The sequence below is a fragment of the Spongiibacter taiwanensis genome, from assembly GCF_023702635.1.
Taxonomy (GTDB): Bacteria; Pseudomonadota; Gammaproteobacteria; order Pseudomonadales; family Spongiibacteraceae; genus Spongiibacter; species Spongiibacter taiwanensis.
In genome coordinates, this window is record NZ_CP098455.1 from 2032806 (window position 1) to 2054503 (window position 21698).

22 protein-coding genes are annotated in these 21698 nt (G+C 57.3%); 13 read left to right on the plus strand and 9 right to left on the minus strand.

The features are described from left to right. The first annotated feature begins 8 nt into the window (after positions 1–8). From NCG89_RS09395 to NCG89_RS09420, 6 genes are all read left to right on the plus strand, one after another. Positions 9–404 (plus strand): c-type cytochrome, encoded by a 396-nt coding sequence (locus NCG89_RS09395; RefSeq protein WP_251086268.1) that lies wholly within the window; start codon positions 9–11, stop codon positions 402–404. A 146-nt stretch (positions 405–550) separates the two neighbouring features. After that, positions 551–1456, plus strand: a complete 906-nt coding sequence (locus NCG89_RS09400) for a YbgA family protein (protein WP_251086269.1) — start codon at positions 551–553, stop codon at positions 1454–1456. A 12-nt stretch (positions 1457–1468) separates the two neighbouring features. After that, positions 1469–2845 carry a deoxyribodipyrimidine photo-lyase gene (phrB, locus tag NCG89_RS09405; RefSeq protein ID WP_251086270.1) on the plus strand — a complete coding sequence of 459 codons (1377 nt, stop codon included), beginning with the start codon at positions 1469–1471 and terminating at the stop codon, positions 2843–2845. Between the two features lie 139 nt (positions 2846–2984). Continuing rightward, entirely contained in the window at positions 2985–3542 is a 558-nt protein-coding gene (locus NCG89_RS09410) for an ATP-dependent zinc protease family protein (protein ID WP_251086271.1), read from the plus strand. Further along, entirely contained in the window at positions 3539–5074 is a 1536-nt protein-coding gene (locus tag NCG89_RS09415; RefSeq protein WP_251086272.1) for an inactive transglutaminase family protein, read from the plus strand. Before NCG89_RS09410 ends, NCG89_RS09415 begins: the two co-directional genes overlap by 4 nt. Then, complete coding sequence (locus NCG89_RS09420; protein ID WP_251086273.1) at positions 5074–6180, plus strand: alpha-L-glutamate ligase-like protein; 1107 nt, start codon at positions 5074–5076, stop codon at positions 6178–6180. The genes NCG89_RS09415 and NCG89_RS09420 overlap by 1 nt, the downstream gene beginning before the upstream one ends. Before the next feature lie 96 nt (positions 6181–6276). Here the strand turns inward: NCG89_RS09420 and NCG89_RS09425 are convergent, their stop codons facing one another. The 3 genes from NCG89_RS09425 to NCG89_RS09435 all read right to left on the minus strand — a co-directional run bounded on the left by NCG89_RS09425 (position 6277) and on the right by NCG89_RS09435 (position 8101). Beyond that, positions 6277–6978, minus strand: a complete 702-nt coding sequence (locus tag NCG89_RS09425; protein ID WP_251086274.1) for a thiol:disulfide interchange protein DsbA/DsbL — start codon at positions 6976–6978, stop codon at positions 6277–6279. A gap of 150 nt (positions 6979–7128) precedes the next feature. Then, positions 7129–7755, minus strand: a complete 627-nt coding sequence (locus NCG89_RS09430) for a c-type cytochrome (protein WP_251086275.1) — start codon at positions 7753–7755, stop codon at positions 7129–7131. Between the two features lie 46 nt (positions 7756–7801). Continuing rightward, a complete protein-coding gene (locus NCG89_RS09435; protein ID WP_251086276.1) occupies positions 7802–8101 on the minus strand; it encodes a c-type cytochrome in 300 nt (99 codons plus the stop codon). A gap of 153 nt (positions 8102–8254) precedes the next feature. Here NCG89_RS09435 and yihA point away from each other — a divergent pair, with 153 nt between their 5' ends. Further along, positions 8255–8920 carry a ribosome biogenesis GTP-binding protein YihA/YsxC gene (gene yihA / locus NCG89_RS09440; protein ID WP_251086277.1) on the plus strand — a complete coding sequence of 222 codons (666 nt, stop codon included), beginning with the start codon at positions 8255–8257 and terminating at the stop codon, positions 8918–8920. 877 nt (positions 8921–9797) lie between these two features. On the opposite strand, the gene NCG89_RS09445 is transcribed toward yihA, so the two are convergent. From NCG89_RS09445 to NCG89_RS09460, 4 genes are all read right to left on the minus strand, one after another. Further along, positions 9798–11093, minus strand: a complete 1296-nt coding sequence (locus NCG89_RS09445; RefSeq protein WP_251086278.1) for a type II toxin-antitoxin system HipA family toxin — start codon at positions 11091–11093, stop codon at positions 9798–9800. Between the two features lie 36 nt (positions 11094–11129). Next, positions 11130–11525, minus strand: a complete 396-nt coding sequence (locus NCG89_RS09450) for a helix-turn-helix domain-containing protein (protein WP_251086279.1) — start codon at positions 11523–11525, stop codon at positions 11130–11132. A gap of 147 nt (positions 11526–11672) precedes the next feature. Beyond that, positions 11673–12401 carry a glutamine amidotransferase gene (locus NCG89_RS09455; protein ID WP_251086280.1) on the minus strand — a complete coding sequence of 243 codons (729 nt, stop codon included), beginning with the start codon at positions 12399–12401 and terminating at the stop codon, positions 11673–11675. Between the two features lie 25 nt (positions 12402–12426). Beyond that, complete coding sequence (locus tag NCG89_RS09460) at positions 12427–12783, minus strand: bleomycin resistance protein (protein ID WP_251086281.1); 357 nt, start codon at positions 12781–12783, stop codon at positions 12427–12429. Between the two features lie 242 nt (positions 12784–13025). Between NCG89_RS09460 and dgt the strand changes: the two genes are divergently transcribed. Further along, a complete protein-coding gene (gene dgt / locus NCG89_RS09465) occupies positions 13026–14417 on the plus strand; it encodes a dGTP triphosphohydrolase (protein ID WP_251086282.1) in 1392 nt (463 codons plus the stop codon). Continuing rightward, a complete protein-coding gene (locus NCG89_RS09470) occupies positions 14414–15343 on the plus strand; it encodes a nucleotidyltransferase family protein (RefSeq protein ID WP_251086283.1) in 930 nt (309 codons plus the stop codon). Before dgt ends, NCG89_RS09470 begins: the two co-directional genes overlap by 4 nt. A 44-nt stretch (positions 15344–15387) precedes the next feature. Here the strand turns inward: NCG89_RS09470 and polA are convergent, their stop codons facing one another. Continuing rightward, positions 15388–18120 (minus strand): DNA polymerase I, encoded by a 2733-nt coding sequence (gene polA / locus NCG89_RS09475; RefSeq protein ID WP_251086284.1) that lies wholly within the window; start codon positions 18118–18120, stop codon positions 15388–15390. A 261-nt stretch (positions 18121–18381) separates the two neighbouring features. On the opposite strand from polA, the gene NCG89_RS09480 reads away from it, so the two are divergent. Next, positions 18382–18648, plus strand: coding sequence for a hypothetical protein (locus tag NCG89_RS09480; protein WP_251086285.1), 267 nt, complete (start codon positions 18382–18384; stop codon positions 18646–18648). A 26-nt stretch (positions 18649–18674) separates the two neighbouring features. Here the strand turns inward: NCG89_RS09480 and NCG89_RS09485 are convergent, their stop codons facing one another. Then, entirely contained in the window at positions 18675–19517 is an 843-nt protein-coding gene (locus NCG89_RS09485; RefSeq protein WP_251086286.1) for a metal ABC transporter substrate-binding protein, read from the minus strand. A 128-nt stretch (positions 19518–19645) separates the two neighbouring features. Here NCG89_RS09485 and NCG89_RS09490 point away from each other — a divergent pair, with 128 nt between their 5' ends. Genes NCG89_RS09490 through NCG89_RS09500 form a run of 3 tightly spaced genes read left to right on the plus strand, consistent with a single transcriptional unit; the run spans position 19646 to position 21670 of the window. After that, the gene (locus NCG89_RS09490) at positions 19646–20131 is read left to right on the plus strand and encodes a Fur family transcriptional regulator (RefSeq protein ID WP_251086287.1); all 486 of its coding nucleotides are present in this window, start codon (positions 19646–19648) and stop codon (positions 20129–20131) included. Beyond that, positions 20128–20883: a zinc ABC transporter ATP-binding protein ZnuC gene (gene znuC, locus NCG89_RS09495; protein WP_251086288.1), complete on the plus strand. Its 756-nt coding sequence runs from the start codon at positions 20128–20130 to the stop codon at positions 20881–20883. Before NCG89_RS09490 ends, znuC begins: the two co-directional genes overlap by 4 nt. Next, entirely contained in the window at positions 20846–21670 is an 825-nt protein-coding gene (locus NCG89_RS09500) for a metal ABC transporter permease (protein ID WP_349631917.1), read from the plus strand. The genes znuC and NCG89_RS09500 overlap by 38 nt, the downstream gene beginning before the upstream one ends. The last annotated feature ends 28 nt before the right edge of the window (positions 21671–21698 follow it).

Here is a 21698-nt window from a genome sequence, read left to right on the forward strand (position 1 = left end):
ACCCAATCGTGCGTCGAATCCTGATCGGTTTATTCACTCTGCTGGCACTGGCGGGCTGCGGCCAAGGCGACACTAGCGCCTCGGGCGCCGCCAATCAGGTCGCGTCCAGCAAGTCCCTGATGCCTGCCGACCCCGCAATAAAAAGCCTCTACATTCAGAGCTGCTATGGCTGTCACAGCTCTGGCGCAGGCAAAGCGCCGCGCACCGGTAATCAGGCGGACTGGGCACCCCGCTGGCAACAGGGCATCGATACCCTGGTCGCGCATACCGTGAAGGGCTACAACAATATGCCGCCCAAAGGCATGTGCATGAACTGCTCAGAAGCCGACCTGGCCGCGCTGATTCGTTTTATGGCGGGGCAAGAGCAAACCGGCGAGCCCGACCCATCCGCCCCCTCCCACTGAGCGCCTGACAAAGGCAGCAGGGCTTGATCCGCAAGGAAAAGTCAGGCGTAGTAGTAACTCGTTTGTTCCTTCTGCCACGAGATTATCGCCAACCAGCCGCCATGAACTTACCCGACCCTATTCACATCGGAATTAGCGCGTGCCTGATGGGTGACGAGGTCCGCTACGACGGTGGCCACAAGCGCCTGCCCTTTGCCACCGACGCCCTGGCCCAGCACTTTGACTTCATTCGCGTCTGCCCAGAGCAGGCCATTGGCCTGGGCGTACCCCGCCCCACCATTCGCCTGGTCGGCGACCCCGAAGCACCCCGGCTGCAACGCAGCAACGATCCCAGTGTTGATATCACCGAGCAAATGCAAGTCTTTGCCCGGGACACCGCCAGCCAGCTTACCCACATTAGTGGTTATATCCTCTGCGCCAAGTCACCGAGCTGCGGCATGGAGCGGGTACCGGTGGTGGCCGAAGAGGGCGGCGGCCTGGGCAAAGTCGGTGTGGGCATTTATGCCCGAGAACTGATGGAAGCCCTGCCATTACTGCCGGTGGAAGAAAACGGCCGCCTTAACGATGTCCGCCTGCGAGAAAATTTTGTGCTGCGGGTCGTCGCCTACGCCCGCTGGCAGGCGCTGATGGCAGACGGGCTGAGCACTCACGGCCTGCAGGAATTTCACCGCCGCCATAAATTCCTGCTGCTGGCACACAACCAGCAGATCTATCGGGAACTGGGGCCACTGGTCGCCAACCCTGACAACCTGGAAGCGGCCGCCGAAGAGTACATTCACCGCTTTATGCTTGCCTTGAAGCGCCCGGCGAGTACCAAAAACCACACCAATACCCTGATGCACATTCAGGGCTTCTTCAAAAATCATCTCGACAGCGACGATCGGGCCCAGCTCACCCAGGTCATCAAGGACTACGCCAGCGGTCTGCTGCCCCTTCTGGTGCCACTGGAAATGCTGGCCCTGTTTCTGAAGAAGTATCACATCGACTATCTGCTCGATCAGTATTACTTCGAACCCTATCCCCGCAATCTCAAACTGCGCCTTGGCCTGTAAGGAACTGACCCCATGAGCATCGCGGCCGTCTGGTTTCGCAATGATCTGCGCTGCCTGGACCATCAGGCACTGAGCGAGGCATGCAAGCAACATGAACAGGTGCGCGGGGTGTATTTCCTGTGCCCCGCCCAGTTAGATGAGCACGTGACCGCGCCCATGCGCCGCCACTTTCTGCGCCGGGCGCTGGACGAGCTGGCAGCCCAGCTCGCGGCGCTGGGCATTCCGCTGGATATCGTCAATGCCTGGCACTTTCGCGAGGTGCCCCAGGCCCTGGTCGGCTACTGCGACAAATTCAACATCGATGAAGTCTTTGCCCACCGGGAATGGCTGGTGGATGAAATTCGCCGGGACGATGCCTGCGCTGCCGCACTTGAAGGCCGCTTCCGCTTGCTGGATGACAGCCTCACCAGCCCCCTGCAGATCAGCAAAGACGACGGTGATCCCTACAAGGTGTTCACTCCCTTCTCGCGCCGCTGCCGGGATCACCTGCGCCAGCACTTTCCCCAATGCCTGCGCCGCCCCAAGACCAAGGGCGAGCCCATAGAACCGAGCACCTGCCCGGTGTTTGGCGAGGAGGTTTCCTCCGACGATTGGGCCGCCAGCGAAAGCGAGGTACTGGCACAGCTGCGCCGCTTTTGCAGCAAACAGGCCGGAAAATACAAAGAGCGCCGGGACCTGCCCAGCGAAGCCGGCACCTCAGAACTGTCTCCGGCATTGGCCCTGGGGCTGGTCAGCCCCCAGCAGTGTCTCGCGCGACTGTATTCGGAATGTGGTGACACCATATGGGATACCAAATCTGGCCCCGGCACCTGGTTCAATGAGCTGTTGTGGCGGGACTTTTACCGGCACATTGCCTACCACTACCCGCGGGTGGTGATGGGCAAGGCATTTCAGCCCCACACCGATCACATCGCCTGGCGCTACGACCAGGACGATTTCGACGCCTGGCGGGAAGGGCGTACCGGCTTTCCCATTGTCGACGCCGCCATGCGCCAACTGAAAGAACGGGGCTGGATGCACAACCGTCTGCGGATGATTACCGCGTCTTTTTTATGCAAAGACCTGCATATCGATTGGCGCTGGGGAGAGAAGCACTTTCTGGCGCATCTGGTGGACGCCGATTTCGCCTCCAATAATGGTGGCTGGCAGTGGGCTGCCTCAACTGGCACCGACGCCGCGCCTTACTTTCGCATCTTCAACCCGACCACCCAGGGCCAGCGTTTTGACCCTGAGGGCAAGTTTATTCGCCAGTACGTGCCCGAGCTTGCCGGGTTGAGCGGTAAGGCTCTGCATCAACCGCCCGCGCTAAAGAACTACCCCGGGCCGATTGTCGATCACAGTCAGGCCCGACAAATCAGTCTCGCACTTTTTAAGGATTTGGCTGACTAACACCTTTCACGATAGTGCACAGGCCGAGAAAAACGGGATTTGCTGAAAAGCACCAATCATTTCAGCTGCGTCAAGCTGGCTATTGTTCTGACCAGTGTTCTATCCTAAGCGCGTAAACTCACAGGGTATGGAGGGCCGGGTGCGCGTCCCCGCTATAACAATAGGTTGTCTGCTGCTGTTCGCCGGCGAGGCTCTCGCCAACAATAACCGTATTTTCGGTCTGTCAGAGCAGGTGTACATCAAAGATTTTGACGTGACCTTCGACGCGAAAGTCGACACCGGCGCCGAAAGCGTGTCGGTGAACGCCATCAATATCCGGGTTGAAAAGGGCCGCGGCGATGACGAAGAGGACATGGTCCACTTCGATCTGGTGATGCCGGACAACAGCCTGAAATCCATGAGTCACGCGCTCAAAAAACATATTCGCATCAAACGTCGCGCCAGCGACTATGATGATGACGAGAAAGACTACGCCCGCCGGCCTGTGCTCGAACTCGACCTGTGTATTGGCGGGGAGCACCGCAAGGTGGAAGCGAACCTGGCCGACCGGCGACAATTTTCCAAGCCAGTACTGATCGGCCATGAGCCGCTGGTTGACTTCAAGGCGCTGGTTGACCCCAGCGCGGCCAACTTGCAAAGCATTGAACTGTGCAAAGCACCGGTAGAGGACACTGGTGCTAAGGATAACGAGGAATGAAAGGCGTAAAGCTTCACGTAAAGATTATTGCGGCAGCCCTGTTTTTGATCGGCGCCATCAGTGTGGCCTGGCAACTGTTCGTGGCCAATATTCCTGTCTCTGCCAAAACCACCGAGCCGGTGTGGGTCATCGACACCAAGGTCAGCTTTAACGCTCGCCCCAACACGCCGGTGAAGGTAGAAATGTATGTGCCGCCGAGCTGGAGCAAGTTCATTACCCTGAACGAGAGCTTCATTTCCAAGAACTATGGCGTGAACATTGATGTGATGGAACACAACCGCAAGGCGGTGTGGTCCGCGCGCCGGGCCGAGGGCAAACAGCAGCTGTTTTACCGCTTGATGCTCACGCAGCGCAGTAACGCCCGCCTCTCCAACGAAGAGCCCGGCCCCCAATTCCGGGAAAGCCCCCAGCTTGAAGGGGTAGAGAAAGTGGCCGTGGAGGCCCTGCTCAAACCCATTCGCGAGCACTCCGCCGATATCGAAACCTTTATCCGCGAAGCCATCAAGCTGATCAACGATACCGACAACCACAACTCCCGCCTGCTGCTGGCCAACGACTACTCCCAGGAGAGCAAATCCCAGGTGCTGGAGCTGCTACTGTCAGCGGCGCACATTCCGGTCGAGCAGGTGCACACCCTGCGCCTGGTCACCGGCACCAGCCAGTCCCCCGAGTTGTGGATGCGCAGTTACAACGGCAAACGCTGGTTGTACTTCAATCCGGAAACCGGCGCCCAGGGCCTGCCCAATGACCGTATTGTCTGGTGGACAGGCACCGATTCCATCGCCGATGTCGACGGCGGTAGTCAGCTCAAGGTAGAGATCAACGCCAACCAGCAGACCATGAACTCCATCATGCTGGCCCAGTCGATTGCCGAGCGCAAAAACAACATGATGTGGGCGTTGTCGCTGTACGACCTGCCGCTCCAGTCGCAAACCACCTTCGAGATCATCATGATGATCCCGATCGGGGTGCTGTTGATTCTGTTCCTGCGCAACATTATCGGCATTGAAACCCTAGGCACCTTTACCCCAGTACTGATCGGCCTCGCCTTCCGGGAAACCCAGGTGATGTGGGGCATTATCATGTTCACCTTTATCTCGGCGCTGGGGCTGTCGCTGCGCTCCTACCTCGAACACCTGCACCTGCAGTTGCTGTCGCGGCTGTCGGTGGTACTGACCTTTGTCGTGATTGTGATGGCCTTTATCGCCGTGCTCGGTCATCAACTCGGCTTGGATAAAGGCCTGTCGATCGCGCTGTTCCCAATGGTTATTCTCACCATGTCGATAGAGCGCCTGTCGATTGTCTGGGAAGAGCGGGGCGGCCTCAACAGCATGAAAGTGGGCATTGGCACCCTGTTTGCCGCCACCCTGGCCCACCTGTTGATGACCTATCAACCCTGGGTGTACTTCGTGTTCACTTTCCCCGGCGTTTTGCTGATTTTTATGGCCATCATGCTGGCAATGGGCCACTACCGGGGTTATCGACTGATGGAATTGTTCCGCTTCAAAGCCATGCTTGAGAGGCAGAAATAATGTCGTTGTTCAGTACCTGGCGGTCCCTGCGCGAGCAGGGCATCATGGGGATCAATCAGCGCAACGCCGACTATGTGTTGCGCTACAACTCCCGCCACCTTTACCCGCTGGTAGATGACAAGATCAAAACCAAGCGCCGGGCCAGTGACGCCGGGATTCATGTGCCGCCCATGTACGGCATCATCGATTCGGAAAAGGGCATCGCCAAGCTTGGCGATATCGTCAAAGGTCACCGGGATTTTGTGATCAAACCGGCCCAGGGCGCCGGCGGCGACGGCATTATGGTCATCGCCGACCAGTTTGAGGGCTACTACCGCACCACCTCCGGCAAGATGCTCAGCGCAGAAGACATTGAGTTTCAGCTGTCCGGCATTTTGTCCGGCATTTACTCCCTGGGCGGTCACCGTGACCGGGCGCTGGTGGAATACCGGGTCAAACCCGACCCCATCTTCACCGCCATCAGCTATGAAGGTGTGCCCGATATCCGCATTATTGTGCTGCGCGGCTATCCGATTATGGCCATGCTGCGCCTGCCCACCCGCCAGTCCGGCGGCAAGGCCAACCTTCACCAGGGCGCCATTGGTGTAGGGGTCGATCTGGCCACCGGCATCACCCTGGACGGCACCTGGCAGAACAAGAAAATTCAGATTCACCCCGATACCACCAACCCGGTGCGCGGCGTGCAGCTGCCCTTTTGGGATGGGTTTATGAGCCTGGCCACCCGCTGCTACGAGCTGACCGGCCTGGGTTACCTGGGTGTAGACATGGTGCTGGACAAAGACCTCGGCCCGCTAATGCTGGAGCTTAACGCCCGGCCCGGCCTGAGCATTCAGATTGCCAACGACTGCGGTCTGGCACTGCGTTGCGAAAAGGTCGAAAAGGAAATCGCCCGCCTGGCTGCCAAGGGCATTGCCAGACCGTCACCAGAAAAGCGCATGGCCTTTTGCCAGAAGAACTTCTTTGATCCGCGCTACGCTGCGGTGGCTAGTAGCAGTGCGGCGAGCAACGCCGAGCCGCCTGCAGCAAGCCAGGCCACAGAGCAGCCCGCGCCGCCACCGACCAGCGATGAGTCAGCGCCAGCGCCGGATCAAAACCCGCCGCAATAACTCGGCGTCTTTGCGCTTCTTCGCCAATTGCCAGACATAAAAAAACGGCCAGCACCGAGAAGGTACTGGCCGTTTTTTTGAGCGCCTGTTGGCGGCTTACTTCATGGCCGCCCGCTCTTTGGCAATCAGCTCATCAGCCACATCCAGCATGGCGGCCTTGCCGCCCGCCGCCCGGGCGGTGATGCGATATTTACCGTTAATAATCAGCTCAGGCGTACCGGCAATGCCGTAGGCCCGGGCCCGTGCGTCGGCCTGCGTCACCTGGGCGTTCACGCCGAAAGAGCCAAAGGTGCTTTTGAAGGCTTCAGGATCCACACCCGCGTGATCGACAAACAAGGTTTCAATCGCTTCAGCGCTGTCGAGACGATTCTTTTGCAGGTTAATGGCATCAAAGATCGGCTGGTGAACCTTCTCGAGTACCCCCATCGCCTTGGCGGTGTAGAAAGCCCGCGCATGCAGCACCATCAGGTCGTTCCACATGGCCGGTGAATGACGGAAGGACACGTCTTCAGGCAGCTTGTTGGCCCAGGCCATCAGCATCGGCTCAAAGTCAAAGCAATGACTACAGCCATACCAGAACACCTCAGTCACTTCGATTTTGCCAGGAGCATCGGTGCGCACCGGCTGGGCGATGCGAATAAACCCTTCACCTTCCCGGGCGGTGGTCGGCTGGGGCGCCGCCGCAGTCTGGGTGCTGGTTTCCGTTTTGGCCGGTGCAGGTGCGTCGGCGCTCTTGCTGCAAGCGGCGATCATCACAATGGCCAGGGTGGCCAGCAGAGTACTAAAGATGCGTTTCATTGTTTTGTCCTCGTCATCCAACTCGATAGTCAGGGCTTTGAGACCCGATAACGGCCGGGTGGTTTCGCCGCCGCTGACTATCCCTGTTCAATCACTGTCATCTATCGCAATAAAAAAGGCGGCCGTAGCCGCCTTTTTGGTTAGCCCCGATTACTTATGCAGGCCTTGGATAAAGCTCGCTACCGCTTCGATTTCAGAATCGCTCATTTCGAAAGCGATGGTGCGCATCATCTTGCCTTCGCCGTCGTTGCTGCGACCTTCACGGCCATCCGCTGCCGCCCGGAAGGCTTTCAGCTGGGCAACGGTGTACTCGGCATACTGACCCGCCAACGCCGGGAAGCCCGCCGCCGCCATGCCTTGACCAGTGGGCGAGTGACAGCCAGAACAGGCGGGAATACCGCGCTCGGCGATACCACCACGGTAAATGGCAGCGCCTTTTTCAGCCAGCTTGGGATCAGCCTGACCCGTGCTGCCTTGCTTGGACGCGTAGTAAGCGGCGATGTCGGCAATGTCCTGCTCAGACAGGTTATCGACCTGGCCAGCCATCATCGGCACCGGACGGGCACCGGATTTAATGTCTTCGATCTGCTTGATCAGGTAGCGCTCGCCCTGGCCCGCCAGTTTGGGGAAGGTGGGAGCGGGGCTGTTGCCATCAGCGCCGTGGCAAGCAGCGCAGGAGGCGGTTTTTGCCTTCCCTGCGGCGGCATCGCCTTCCACTGCCACTGCAGCAGAAGTGCACAGCAGAGAGGCCAAAATAACTACCAGAGATTTTTTCATTGTCCCTTACTCTTTCTAATAAGTGGAATCCAGGTGCAGCCCGCCCTTACTGGGGCGCAGCCATCAATTCGATCAGAGCCTTGTACTCGGCATCGCTACAGTCAAAGCACAAACCCTTGGGTGGCATGGTGTTGAAACCATCCTTCACATGGGTGACCAGGGTTTCCATGCCCTTTTCCATACGCGGCGCCCACTGATCAACGGCACCGGTTTTTGGCGCGCCATTGGCACCAAAAGCATGGCAGGCATAACAGCTTTTCTTGTACAACGCTTGGATATCGCGATCTTGAGCCGACACAGCAGAGACGGCGGCCACGGCAAGGACTGCCAACAGAACTTTCTTCACCTTTTCCCCCTATTGTCGGGCCTCAGCGATTGCGGATGACCCCATCTAAAAACTGCGGCATTATACACAACTAGTTACGGGGAGGGCCATTCCCACACCCGCTACAGGGGCATTAAATCCCCCCTCAACGCCCTATTAAACAGCGATTTCCTGATGTCTTCAGCCCCCAGTATTAATTACCGCCGCGCCACCTACCTGAAAAGCGCCCCCTCGCTCAGCCAATGCCCCGCCGACAGCGGTGCCGAAGTGGCCTTTGCCGGGCGCTCCAACGCCGGCAAATCCAGCGCCATCAACCGTCTCACCGGCAACGGCAAACTGGCCCGCACCAGTAAAACCCCGGGCCGCACCCAACTGATCAACTTCTTTACCCTCGACGAAGCAGGCCATCAGCGGCTGGTGGATTTGCCGGGCTACGGCTTTGCCAAGGTGCCCCTGGCGGTAAAGAAGGAGTGGGAGAAAAACCTCGAGTCTTACCTGCAGCACCGCCAAGCGCTCACCGGGCTGGTATTGCTGATGGATGTGCGCCACCCGCTTACCGAATTCGACACCACCATGCTCAACTGGGCGGCCCAGAGCAGCATGCCCGTGCGCATCCTGCTCACTAAAGCCGACAAGCTCAAGCGCGGCCCGGCCAAAAGCACTCTGCTGGCAGTCCGCAAGCAACTGCAGGTGTACGGTGGGTTGGTATCGGCCCAGCTGTTTTCGGCCACCAGTGGCGAAGGCCTGGAAGACTTGATAGAACAGCTCGATATTTGGCTAAGCCTGGAAGGCGGCATTGACGGCGACGAGCCAGTAGACGAAATCACGCCTGCAGAATAAGGGCGCGCTACTAAAAGCGTACAAACACTGGCCCCTGGCTCGGAGCCTGCCCCAGACTATGATCCGAGGGCCGGGGTGACGAACTCAGCAAATCTATTCAGGGCGCCGAGCCCAGAGGCCGGCAGGACCAGATCCGCCTTAACCAGGGTCCAGCCTACCCAGCGGGAGCAGGCGCCGACCACAACCCTCCAACACCCAATCCGCTCCCGTCATTCCGGGCGCGCTTTTTTGCAAGCCGGACTCCAGAGCCACTGCAACTCATACTCCGGGTCATTGCCTGGACCCCGGCTCGGGGGCCGGGGCGACGAACTCAGCAAAACCATTCAGGGCGTACAGCCCAGAAGCCGACAGGATCAGCTCCGTCCTGGCCAAGGCCCACCAACCCTGCAGGAGCGGGTGCCGACCGCGACTCTCCAACACCCAATCCGCTCCCGTCATTCCGGACGCGCTTTTTTGCAAGCCGGAATCCAGAGCCACTGCAACTCATACTCCGGGTCATTGCCTGGACCCCGGCTCGGGGGCCGGGGTGACGAACTCAGCAAAACCATTCAGGGCGTACAGCCCAGAAGCCGACAGGATCAGCTCCGCCCTGGCCAAGGCCCACCAACCCTGCAGGAGCGGGTGCCGACCGCGACTCTCCAACACCCAATCCGCTCCCGTCATTCCGGACGCGCTTTTTGCGAGCCGGAATCCACAGCAAACATCAGTACAGAATTTGCCGGGGCGAGCCCTAATTTACGAAAGCCTGGAATATCGTCATGCCCGCGAACGCGGGTATCCCGTATGTTGCTAACGTAGTGGGCCTATGGATGCCGGCTCGGGGCCAGCCCCGGACTATGATCAGGGGCCGGGGCCACATAATGTGGCAGAGGGCACGCTACCAGCTCAGCCGCAGCGTTTTCTGCACATGGCGGCGCAGTTTTTTGGGAATCTCCAGGGCCTTGGCTTCCTGCTTCCAGTCGGCAAAGGCATCCAGGGTCTGCTGCAAAATCAGCTTCTCCCGGCCTCTAGGCAGCCCTGCATACTCGGCAATGCCGCGCAGATCGGCCAGGGTAAAGTCAGTAACCTTGCCATTCACACTGAGCTGGTGGTGGCGGGTAAAGTCGCTGCCCTCGGCGTGGCAGAGGTCGTAGGCGGGGCTGAGGGACCACTGGCCGCGACGGTCCATCATAAAGCTGATGTTCTTCACGTGGTCATCCTGGTTGCAGGCCACCAGATTAAAGATGATGCGCCGCACCTGTTCTTCCAGCTGGTCTTTGCCCATGCCCAATCGCTTCATATCCAGCAGCACCTGCTCGTAGGAATAGGCACCGGACTCGTAATAATCGGCGTGGGCGATGGCACCATAGGTCTGCATAAAATGCTTGGCACCATTCTCGCCCCGGTCAAAGCGGCGGGTCATAAAGTGGTGGCGACCATTTTCGCTGAACAGGCGAGATTCCATCATCTTGATGCCGCAGCGCTGGGCGACCTGGGCGTAGCTGTATTCCAGCAGGCCGTAACCGGCGGGGTCGGCAATGCCCCAGTCGCCGCTGAATCTGACCCCGTCAAACTTGATCAGCCAGTGCTGAAAGCCCGCCGGTAAATCCAACTGGCCAGAGCGCACCTCGCCGCTGACGGGGTTGTAGGCAATCACCGCCTTGGCCCGTGCGCCACCGGCCGAGGTGCCCACGCTGAGAATATCCAGCAAGTCGTCGCTGGCCATATCACTGCTCAGGTGGGCATCCAGCGCCTCCTTGTCGGCAAAGGCCAGGGCCGCCAGCTCCACCAGTTGTTCCATTTCCAGTTTCTGATCCGGCGCGGCCTTGATCGGTGTGGAGGGAAAATACTCCAGCGCCCCCATGGCCCGCTGGCCGACATAGCAGAGCCGGTCTACGACATTAAAGTCGGCCTCGCTGCGGCCCGTTTTGGCCAGCCAGATATTGATCAAGCGGTGACCGTATTTGTCCGGCAGGCTGTCGGCCAGCAGGCCCGGCAAGCCGTAAAAGGTGCGGGGATGAAGGTGGCGAAACTGATAGATTTGCCCGGCTTTGGCCGGCATATGCAGGGGCGCCAACTCGATACCGGCATTGGCAAAGTCCGGGTCGTACTCAAAACGGGCATGGGTCTCGCCGGGCTCCATGGCGACATAACCAATGGTGGTACCCCAGAGACGAACTTCGGCCTGGCTCATGGCTTTGCTATCTCGCTCATGGCTGTTTTACCTCGCTCAAGGCTGCTTGTCCGCCGGCTTGTCGGTTAACGGCTCCGCCACCAGACCATCACCCCAGCGAAAGCCCTCGGCAGCGCCCGGCTCGACCTCAGCACCGCTGCGGCGACGTTTTGCGCTTCCTGCTTTGCCCTGCACCGCCAGCCGGGGCGACTTCAACTCGGTGGGCAGCAAGGTATCCAGGGATTCACTTTCCCCCAGCGCCGCGAGCACCTTGATCCAGGAGCTGAAATGCGCATCCAGCCCGCCTTCCATCCGCCGCAGGGTGGCCACACCAATGCCGGCTGCCTCCGCCAGTTCCTCCTGGCGAAAGCCCTTGTTCTTGCGCTGTCTGGCCAAGCGCTGACCGAATTCTTCCAGCGCCGTGGCATGGGGGGTGAGATGGGTAATTTTCATATCATTAATGAGCGAAAACAGGATTTCCACTCAATTTTATATCACTAGTGATGGTTTTTTACTAGCGCCGATTAACTATCATAAGTGATAGCTATTGGCGATTATCAGCATAAATATATCAATAATGATTGATTTATATGACAACCCTTAAGAACCCGCCACCCGAGCCGCAACCCGGTGAGCAAAGTTCTTGAGCACCTGCGTGGCGGCAGGCGTTTCTGTAACCGACGCCAGTAGCGCGGATACATCCAAGCCCTCAGCCTCCAGCCGCTCGCGCTGCTGCTCAATGTAGGAGCGCATAATCGAGGCGGTGTATTCCGGGTGGAACTGCACCCCATAGGCCCAACCGCCAATGCGATAGGCGTGATTGGGCTCAAAGGCGTTGGCCGCCAGGCGGGTGGCGTTTTCGGGCAGGGTCATTACCGTTTGCCGATGGGTGACCTGGGCAGGGAAAGCGGGCGGCAAGGACTGAAACAGCGGATCATCGTCACAGGCTGGTTGCAGGTTAATACCCACCGTACCGATCTCGATACCGCCCGGATGATTATCCACCTGCCCACCCGCCGCCTTGGCCAGCACTTGATGGCCGTAGCAAATACCCAGTATCGGCGTGTTGGCAGCAAGCAGCGACTGCAACCAGCCCTCCAGCCGGACACTCCAGGGCAGATTATCGGTGACCATGGAATGAGAGCCGGTAATCACCGCCGCCGCACAGGTCTTGATGGCGGGGAGGGGCTCGCCATGTTCGGCATCCACCACCACAGGGTCCCAACCTGCTTCCCGCAGCACGGCGCCGGTCCAGTTATCGAAATCGCCATATTGCCGGGCGGTGGCGGCAAAGGTGGTGCCGACTTTGATGATGTAGAGCTTGGTCATGGAGGGTCTTCGCAGGGAGGGTTGCTTACTGGTGAAAGATCACCAGATTACCATCCGGATCGAGCACGCCAAACTCCTTTGCGCCCCAGGGCTTTTCCGCCAGGGGCGCATTGGGGTGAACAACGCCCAGGTCAGAGCAGGACTGATACAAGGCCTCAATTCCCTGAACCCCAATACGGCAACTGGTCGCCCTGGCAATGGCCGGGTCTTGGCAGGCCCAGAAGTGCAGGGCGATCTGATCCCGCTGAACGATGCCATAGATGCCTGCCTCGGCGTAGATACGAGTAAAGCCGAGATTGTCGCAGTAGAAAGCGACGGATTTCTCAATATCCAGAGAAGCAAGAACCGGGGCGGCTGAAACTAGCTGAACTTCCGTTGGCATGGCTTGAATCCGATAATGGGTACAAGACCTTCTAGCGCCTTGACCTCAATGTCAAATGTGAGACCTGCCCCAGCCCACATAAAATGAAATGCATCAACATCCAAATATCGACACAAAAGTGCCATTAAACATTCCGTGAATCCCGCAGACCAGTTATCATCTTTTTACACCCCTCACGACTGACAAAATTCGCCGAAAGGCCAAACCCCATATTTATCATATAGTTAAGAGGCAGGCACTCTATGCTCAGCTGGGAAAAGCTGCTAAACCCTGTTCGACGGAAAGAACTGCACGGCTCCAGCGAAATAACCGGCACTGGCACCGGGAGAGAGGAGCTAGAGAGAGATTACGACCGCATCTTATTCGCTTCTCCAACTAGAAGATTAGCCGACAAGACCCAGGTTTTCCCGATGGAGGAAAACGACTCCGTTCGGAACAGGCTCACTCACTCTCACGAGGTAAGCAATCTGGCCAGAAGCATCGGTGTCAGATTAGCATTCGAACACGCTGAAGAAGTATTTGGGCCAAACCACGAAAGCCTCAAAGTAAAGCGAAACGTACCAGCGGTCCTAGCAGCCGTTGGCTTAGCTCACGACCTAGGAAATCCACCGTTCGGCCATCAGGGTGAGCTAGCGATGCAGCAGTGGTTTGAGGCTAGCGGAGAAAAACTTTGGGAAGCTTCAGAAATTGATCAAGTCCCCAGCGATTTTTTGAGCTTTGATGGCAACGCTCAAACATTCCGCCTACTAACACGATTGCAATTACTAAACGATGAATTCGGCTTAAACCTAACCGTAAGCACATTGGCAGCATTATTGAAGTATCCAAGCATATACGGATCACCGGAAGAGAAAAAAGGTGGCTATAAAAAATACGGCGTGTTCCACAGCGAGAGAGAAATAGCAAAAGAGGTCTGGGAAAACACCGGTCTCAATGAGGGCGTGAGACACCCATTTGCATACATCATGGAAGCGTGCGACGACATTGCGTATTCTATTATCGACGCCGAAGATACGGTAAAAAAAGGTTATGCATCTTTCTATGATCTAATCGATCATCTGGATAGTTGGCCTGAAAAAGATTCAGTAATAGAAAAGGTTATTTCCGAATCTAAAAAGAAAAACCTAATATTCAAGAAAGAAAAATTAAGCTCTAAAGAGCTCAATGATATGTCAATGCAGATGTTTCGCGTAAATGCGATTTTTCATATGATAAATTCTGCTACTACTGGCTTTGTTTCCAATATCGATAAGATAATGAGTGGAAGTATAACTCCAGGATTTGAGCTTATTAAGAACTCTGAAAGCGCTCAGTTATGCAAAGCCGTCAAAGACTTTGACCGACGATATGGCTTCCAAAATAGAGATGTCCTCAAACTGGAACTGCAGGGTAGCAATTACATCAAAGGAATGATGGATATGCTGTCTTCTGCGGTAATCAATGGCGACGATGCTGGCAGGCCATTTGAGCGATACATATTTGGCGAAGTTTCAGAAAATTACCGACGGGTTTATAACGACACCGACTCTAGTGGTTATGCAAAATGCCAATTAATGTGTGACGCACTTTCTGGAATGACTGAGACATACCTTATAAAGAAATATGAAGAGTACAGGGAGCTAATGTCCGTATGACTTTTGTATCGCACGCACCGGCCCCCTCTGCAGTAGCGCTAAGAGAGAGAGTTGAAAGGCTCTTTGGCAAGGGCCTGCAACATAAACAAGTGAGAGAGAACCAATTTTCTCTGAATCTCGACGCTACCCAAGATATGTTCTCCGAACTTGAATCTCCTTACAGTGGTATTGGAGGATTTTTAGATTTGCTGTGTGACAAAATCCCCGTGGGGGATCTTTATATATTTGGAGGGCTAATTCGAGACATAGGCCTCTTCGGGAAAAAGGGGTTTAAATCGGATATCGATTTGGTGGTTGACGGAGACTGGGAGTCACTTATTTTTTTCCTTGAACATTTGGGGGCAGTTAGGAATAAATTCGGTGGCTATAGGCTTAATAAATATGGACAACCTATTGATATTTGGAACGCTAGAGAAACTTGGGCAATAAGACACGGCCATGTCAATTATGACGGTATATCATCCCTACTCGAAACAACGGTTTTGAACTGGGATGCGATTCTTATGAACTGGAGGACAAAGCGTTTTATCTATAAGCCTAAATATTTAGATGAGCTCAATACTCGGGCGCTAGATGTTGTTCTTATACACAACCCAAACCCGCTGGGAATGCTGGTCAGAGTCCTTCGTCACTTGTGCCTAAAAGATGCGGCCTCTATATCCGTTCGCACACTGAATTATCTCGAAGACGCAACCAACCAATACTCCTTCGAGCAAATTGTTGAAAGTGAACGCAGGAGCTATGGAAACTCAATAATCGAAAAAGCAATCTACCAAGTATTTAAAATTGCTAGCAAAGACCAAACCAACCCCGCTAGAGAAAGATTTATTTCTGCGTCAGAGCGCGCAAAACGCGAGGGGCTGGTACTGTCCTACATGCAGCTCGAACACGAGGCATTCGCTTCTCAGCAGCCCAGCATGGGATAGCGGGTAAGCCTTATAATCATCCACCGCCTAGAAAAAGCCTATCCCTAATGCGCCTCATCCCAGTTATCCCCCACACCCAAACCAACCTCCAGCGGCACATCCAGTTTGGCCGCCCCAGCCATTAGCGCTTCAATTTTTTTGCTGACGGCATCGATCTGCTCTTCGGCCACTTCCAGCACCAGTTCATCATGCACCTGCATAATAATTTTGGCGTCGGGTTTTTCGCTGGCGAGGTATTCATCCACCGCAATCATGGCCCGCTTGATGATATCGGCGGCGGTGCCTTGCATGGGGGCGTTGATGGCGGTGCGTTCGGCGGCCTGGCGGCGCTGGCCGTTGCTGGCGTTGATTTCTGGCAGGTGCAGGCGGCGGCCAAACAGGGTTTCTACATAGCCTTTTTCGGCGGCGAGTTTGCGGGTGTCGTCCATGTAACGCAGCACGCCGGGGTAGCGGGCAAAGTAGAGGTCGATATATTCCTGGGCCTCGTTGCGGCCAATATGGAGCTGGCGGGCCAGACCGAAGGCCGACATGCCGTAGATCAAACCGAAGTTGATGGCCTTGGCGTTGCGGCGCTGTTCGTCGCTGACTTCATCGACCGCCACACCAAACACTTCCGCCGCCGTTGCCCGGTGAATATCCTCGCCTTTGGCAAAGGCGTCGATCAGGCCTTTGTCGCCAGAGAGGTGGGCCATGATGCGCAGCTCGATCTGGGAGTAGTCCGCCGCCAATATCTTGTAGCCCTCGGGGGCAATAAAGGCTTTGCGGATGCGCCGCCCCTCGGGGGTGCGGATGGGGATGTTTTGCAGGTTGGGGTCGGAGGAGGACAGCCGCCCGGTGGCCGCCACCGCCTGGTGGTAGGAGGTGTGAATGCGGCCAGTTTTGGGGTCGATCAGCAGGGGCAGTTTGTCGGTGTAGGTGGATTTGAGCTTGGCCATGCCCCGGTAGTCCAGTATCACCTTGGGCAGGGGGTAGTCGTGGGCCAGCTCCACCAACACCTCTTCCGCGGTGGAGGGCGCGCCCTTGGGGGTCTTTTTAATGACCGGGATTTCCAGCTTTTCAAACAGGATTTCGCCCAGCTGTTTGGGGGAGGACAGGTTAAAAGGCCCGCCCGCCAGCTCGTGGGCTTCCAGCTCGAGGGCCTGAATCTTCTCGCCCAGCTCCTGACTCTGCTTGGCCAGCATATCCCGACTGACCAAGGCGCCGTTATGTTCAATGCGGGTGAGCACTGGCACTAGCGGCAGTTCAATTTCGCGATAGACCGACATCAGCGAGGGGTGCTGCTCCAGCTTGGCGGACAGCGCCTGATGCAGACGCAGGGTAATGTCGGCATCCTCAGCGGCATAGGGGCCGGCCTGCTCCAGGGCGATCTGGTTAAAAGTAAGCTGCTTGGCGCCTTTGCCGGCAATGTCTTCAAAATGGATGGTGCTGTGACCCAGGTATTTCAGGGCCAGGCTGTCCATGTCGTGGCGGCTGGCAGTGGAGTCCAGCACGTAGGACTCCAGCATGGTGTCATCACTGATGCCCTGCATGATGATGCCGTGATTGGCCAGTACATGGGCGTCGTACTTCAGGTTCTGGCCAAGCTTGGCCACCTTGGGGTCTTCCAACAGGGGCTTGAGGGCGCCCAGTACCTGCTCCTCGCTGAGCTGGTCGGGGGCATCCAGATAGTCGTGACCAAAGGGCACATAGGCGGCTTCGCCGGGGGTAACGGCGAAGGACACGCCGACCACTCTGGCCTGCATATATTCCAGGGCAGTGGTTTCGGTATCAAAGGCGAACAGCTCGGCGGCCTTGAGCTTTTCAAGCCAGGCGTCGAAATCCGCCTGAGTGAGTACTAACTGATAATCGGTCTCGGCAGCCGTTTTGGCCGCGCCGCCATCGTCCGTATCACCGGCATCACCACCAGACAGCTCTTCAATCCAGGACTTAAATTCCATTTCCTGAAACAGGGCCAGCAGTTTGTCGTTGTCGGGCGGGGTCGGGGTGAGGGCGGCCAGATCGAGCTCCAGCTCCACATCGCATTTGATGGTGGCCAGCTTGTAGGACAGCTCGGCCATTTCCCGGTTGTCGGCCAGCTTTTTGCCCAGGCTTTTGGCGCCCCGTACCTCCAGCTCGGCGACTTTATCCAGATTGGCGTAGATCTCTTCCAGGCTGCCCAGCCCCTGCAGCAGAGCCAGGGCGGTTTTTTCGCCGACGCCAGGAACACCGGGGATGTTGTCGACTTTATCGCCCATCAGGGCAAGATAATCGATGATCAGGCGGGGCGGCAGGCCAAACTTTTCCTCTACACCCCTCTCATCCAGCACCGTTTCGGTCATGGTGTTGACCAGGGTGACGTGAGCATTCACTAACTGGGCCATATCCTTGTCGCCGGTGGAGACAATCACCGGCCGCTCGCTGCCCGCCTGGGCGGCCAGGGTGCCGATCACGTCGTCGGCCTCTACACCGTCAATCACCAGCCGGGGCAGACCCATGGCGTCGATGATGTCGTTAATGGGCTGCACTTGCAGCCGCAGGTCATCGGGCATGGGCGGGCGCTGGGCCTTGTACTGCTCAAACATCTCATCCCGAAAGGTTTTGCCCTTGGCGTCAAAGACCACCGCAATGGGGCTGTCGGGGTAATCCTTCTGCAGGCGCCGCAGCATGCTGATCACCCCCCGCACCGCGCCGGTGGGCTGGCCAGCGGAGTTGCGCAGATCGGCTTTGAACATGGCGTGAAAGGCGCGGTAGAGATAGGAAGACCCATCTACCAGTACCAGCGGGGCAGGAGCAGTCATAGCGGGAGCGTTCTTTTTTCAAATTTGGGGAACAGGAGTGTATCACGCTGCCAGCGACCCTGCCGCCGCCCCAAACGAGCTTAAAGTGTTACCCAAATAAACAGGGAGGAAACGTCCCAGAACGGCGAATATGCGGGCACATGGGAGAAATTACCAAAGATTAACCTCCATGGTGATCAATGTTGTGTTACCTTACGTAACACAAGGTGACAAAAACACCTTGTTCCGGGCGAGACGCCCACTAGCATGAGGAGTAACACCATGAAAACCGCAACCAGCGCAATGATGCTTTTGCTTGCCAGCACCCTGGCGACTGCTAACGAGCCACAACAAAAAGCTGCCGACCAGTCGCTGGTGATTGCTTACAACACAAGCATGGAAGTAGAACAGCCCCGCAATGAGGTAGAAGTGGCCAGCGAGGCCCGCACCGACCGCGCCCTGAGCGAAACTCTGGGATTGGTGTCGGCAACCTTGAGCGTGGAGCTCGATGAGAAGATTGGCGCAAAACTGCCTACGTTCGCTAAATAATTAGCGGGAATGGCCAATCAGGGGGCTCAGACGCCCGATTGCCGAAAGCAACGTAGAAACGCCTCACCCAGCTGACGGTATAAGCTTAAAAAGCCGTCAGCTTTGTTCCTTTCTACCCCTAGCGGGTCCACCTCTATCACTGGCACCGACAAATCTGCCGTTAATGCCTGCAGTAACGAAGCAGAATACTGGGGCTCCCGAAACACACACTGAAACTCCCCCGCCTGAAGGCGCTTGCGCAATTCCACCACATGCCGGGCACCGGGCATGTGCTCGTCTGATTTCATCACCACCGCCCCCCGGGGCAGATTGTAATGACTCTCAAAGCGAGAGAAGGCATCGTGCAGGATCAGGTAGGGACGGGGCGGGAAGCGCTGAAAGTCCGCCGCCAGCTGCTTATCGTAAGCGCGAAACTCTGCGCCGAAACGGGCGGCATTGGCGTGGAAAAAGGCACTTCTGATCGGCATCTTGTCGGAAAGGACCTTGGCGATCCGGTGCGCGATTTGCTGCACTTTGTCACCGTCCAGCCATACGTGGGCATCGTCGTCGTGACCAATAACCGGAAACAGCGCCGTGGCATGGTCGAGCTTGCGAAGCAGTTTGCGCAACGAGGGCTCCATTGCCGGCCCCACCCAAATCACGGCGGAGGCCTCGCGCAGGCGCTGGGCATCCGAGGGCTTGAGCTGAAAATCGTGGGGGGACAGGGAAGGGGGAATCAGCAGGTCGCTGTTGATGGCATCACCACCAATTTCGGCCACCATCAACTGGATCGGCATGATACTGCTGAGCACCAGCGGCTTGTCATCTGCGCGCACCGGCGCAGCAATGACCGCCAACAGTAATAGCCAAACACAAAAACCTTTCAACACCCCATCCCCATTGTGAGCATGCCACAAATGCAATATTATAACATTTTAACTTTATGCGCCGCTGGCGTGATTGGCCCAGAATCGATTTCGGGCGTCATCTGCGGTCAAGTCTGACAAGCTCACCCAACATGCCCGAAGACATTACCGCCCCACACAATCACCAACGATGTGTCGATAGCGCCATGGCCACTGCCCGGCAAATTTGCCAGCGCCGTGACAGTCGCCTCACGCCTATTCGAGAGACCGTACTTGCTATCGTTTGGTCCAGCCACAAACCTATTGGCGCCTATGGCATTTTAGAGCGCCTGGCGGAGGGCCAAGCCAAACCGCCGGCGCCACCGACGGTTTACCGCGCTCTGGAATTTCTGCTGGAACACAAGTTGGTGCATAGAATAGCGTCTTTAAACGCGTTTGTCGGCTGCAACGACCCCAGCCATCGGCACGAAGGGCACTTTTTAATTTGCCAGAGCTGCAGCGTGGCCATTGAAATGGATTCGTCGGCCATTAATGCAGCCATCGATACTGCCGCCAAGCGCCAACACTTTACCGTAACCGGGCAGTGCGTTGAGGTTGCCGGACTGTGTCAGCAGTGCGATGAGGGTCAAGCAGTATGACCAAGGCGCTGTTGCAACTGGACGGCCTGTGCTTGCTGCAGGGGCGTCAGGTGTTGCTTGAGAACATCGACCTGAGTTTGCATCCCGGCGAAATCATGACGGTGATCGGCCCCAATGGCGCCGGCAAGACCACGCTGATTAAAGCCGCCCTGGGGCTGATTAACGTTTCCGCAGGAAAGGTCCATCGCCGTAGTGATCTGCGCATTGGCTACATGCCCCAGCGCTTGAGCCTGAACCCCTTGATGCCGGTCAGCGTGGAGCGATTTCTGCGCATGGCCAATGCCAGCCCCAAAGAGGTCGACCGCGCCCTTGGGCTGACCAATATCCAACACCTGCGCCACTCCCCCCTGCATGATATTTCCGGCGGCGAAACCCAGCGGGTATTGCTGAGCCGGGCGCTGCTGCGCAACCCGCAGTTACTGGTACTGGACGAACCCGCCCAGGGACTGGATATCACCGGCCAGACCGAGCTGTATGAGCTGATTGGCGAACTGCGCCGCACCCTGGGCTGCGCCGTTTTAATGGTATCCCACGACCTGCATTGGGTGATGGCGCAAACCGATACCGTCATTTGCCTGAATCAGCACATTTGCTGCCACGGTCACCCGGAACAGGTCAGCAACGATCCTGCTTACCTGTCACTGTTTGGCCGCCGCCACGCCGAGGCAGTGGCCCTGTATCAACACCACCACGATCATCGCCACGACATGCACGGTGACGTGGTCTGCGAGCACGACCACCACCATGATTGATGTTCTGTTAAACGCGCTTCTCGCCGGACTGCTGCTTGCCATCACCGCTGGCCCCCTCGGCAGTCTGGTGGTATGGCAGCGGATGGCCTTCTTCGGCGACACCCTGGCCCATTCGGCCCTGCTGGGTGTCGCGGTTGGGGTGGCCCTGCAACTCGATCTGCAGCTGTCGGTACTGCTGTGCTGTCTGCTACTAGCCCTTGCCCTGTTTGGCCTGCAGGTTTGGCACAACACGCCGCCCGACAGCCTGCTCAGTATTCTGTCGCACAGCAGCCTGGCGCTGGGTTTGGTGGCGCTGTCACTGATGGATCAGCAACGCTTAGACCTGACCGCTTTCTTGTTTGGCGATTTGATGGCCGTGATGAGCGAGGATTTGATCAAGCTGGCGGTGATCGACGCACTGGTGCTGGGCTTGCTGCTGGGCTTCTGGCGCAAACTGGTGGCCATCACAGCCCACGCAGAACTGGCAGCCATTGAAGGTTTACCCGTGAACCGCCTGCGTCTGCTGATGATGTTGATGGTGGCGGCCACCGTCGCGATTGCGATGAAGATTGTGGGGGTGTTGCTGGTCACCGCCATGCTGATTATTCCCGCGACGGCGGCAGGGCGGATTGCCCGCAGCCCGGAGCAAACGGCTGTGCTGGCCAGCGTTGCAGGCATCCTCGCCGTCGGCTTTGGCTTGGCTGGCGCCTGGCAGTGGGACTTGCCTGCGGGACCGGCCATTGTCTGCGCGGCCAGCCTGATTTTCCTGCTGGCTCAATTTGGGCCTGCCTACCGCCGCAACAACTGATCACGCCAAGTTAACTGGCGCACCAGCT